Source organism: Anoxybacillus sp. (assembly GCF_036834105.1).
GTDB lineage: Bacteria > Bacillota > Bacilli > Bacillales > Anoxybacillaceae > Anoxybacillus.
The window spans coordinates 1-1,647 of sequence record NZ_DAITON010000232.1; the positions used below are offsets into that span (position 1 = coordinate 1).

Annotated in this window: 2 protein-coding genes; both read left to right on the plus strand. The window is 44.1% G+C overall.

Annotated features, from left to right (window positions below; translation table 11 throughout):
* The coding region (locus V7Z64_RS13250; protein WP_334110746.1) for a response regulator transcription factor at nt 1–506 on the plus strand (506 nt) is incomplete at its 5' end.
* Nucleotides 507–604: 98 nt separating this feature from the next.
* Nucleotides 605–1,447: a DegV family protein gene (locus V7Z64_RS13255; protein ID WP_334110748.1), complete on the plus strand. Its 843-nt coding sequence runs from the start codon at nt 605–607 to the stop codon at nt 1,445–1,447.
* The last annotated feature ends 200 nt before the right edge of the window (nt 1,448–1,647 follow it).

Consider the following 1,647-nt stretch of genomic DNA (forward strand, 5'->3'; position numbering starts at 1 on the left):
CGCATGTAAACGGTGTCGAGGCGACTCGTCAGCTCATTGAAGCGTATCCGGATACGAAAGTCATTATTTTATCGATCCATGATGATGAAAGCTATGTGATGCATGCGTTACAAACGGGCGCGATGGGATATTTATTAAAAGAGATGGATGCCGACGCTTTAATTGAAGCCGTTCGTGTTGTAGCGGAGGGCGGCTCATACTTACATCCGAAAGTGACGCACAATCTTGTGAAAGAATATCGTCGTCTCGTTGCGGCAGAAGGGATAGAACAGGAGAAACAAAAGCAAGATGTACGCCGCCCATACCATGTATTGACGCGCCGGGAATGTGAAGTGTTGCAACTATTGGCGGATGGAAAAAGCAACAAAGGTATTGCTGATGCGCTATATATTAGTGAAAAAACGGTCAAAAATCATGTCAGTAGCATTTTACAAAAATTAAACGTGAATGATCGAACGCAAGCGGTCGTTGTTGCGATTAAAAACGGTTGGGTCGAAGTGAAATAAGGTTGTCGAGATGATTCGACAACCTTTTTCAATGCAATCGCAGTTGTAATGTAGTACAATGCAAATAGGAAAAATTTTGGACAAGGAAGGTAAAGGCAATGAAAACGGCGATTTTGACAGATAGTACAGCATATATACCGAAGCACATTCGCGAGCAGTTGAACATACATGTCATTCCTTTGAGCGTTGTCTTTGGCACAGAGACGTATCGAGAAGAGATGGATATAAGTGCAGAAGACTTTTTTGACAAAGTAAAAACGAGTGAACAGCTGCCGACAACGTCACAGCCGCCAATTGGACTATTTGTTGAAACGTTTGAGCAACTTGCAAAACAATACGATGCGGTCATTTCGATTCATTTATCAAGCGGCATTAGCGGAACGTATCAAGGGGCGGTTGCCGCTAGTCAAATGGTCGAAGGCATTCGAGTATATGCATATGATTCAGAAAGTAGTCGTATGGTGCAAGGGTTTTATGCGATCGAGGCAGCAGAAATGGCGCAAGCAGGCATGCATCCTGAGGCGATCATTGCGCGGCTAGATGAAATGAAACGGTCGGTACGCGCTTATTTTATGGTCGATGATTTATCACATTTGCAGCGAGGAGGGCGGTTAAGCGGCGCTCAAGCGTTTATCGGCAGCCTTCTACAAGTAAAGCCGATTTTACATTTTGTCGACAAAGTGATCGTTCCGTTTGAAAAAATTCGTACGCGAAAAAAAGCGTTACATCGCATCGAACAGCTTTTCGCCGAAGATGCAGCGCTCGGCGTTCCGATGCGTGCGGTCATCATTCATGCGAATTGTGAAGAAGAAGCGCGCGCATGGAAAGAGCAGCTAGAGAAACAATATCCGCACGTTGAGTTTTTCCTCAGCTATTTCGGACCAGTTATCGGCACACATTTAGGAGAAGGCGCGATGGGATTTGGTTGGTATAAAAAATAAGCAGGAATTGTTTTTATTAGCGCGAATAGAAGAAGTGGACGAACGGTTCACTTCTTTTTTAGTAGCTTACTATCAGTCATCGGACGGAGAATCTCCATTCATAAGCAAACTTTTTTCCTGATCGGAGGTGGTTCGTTTGCGTTTAGAAGGAAAACAGCTATTGAAGTCTGAGCTGTCTTTTCCTTATGATGAACAACACG

Excerpts from the sequence above, each read along its gene's own strand:
- V7Z64_RS13255 (WP_334110748.1), top strand. The coding sequence starts at position 605 with ATGAAAACGGCGATTTTGACAGATAGTACAGCATATATACCGAAGCAC.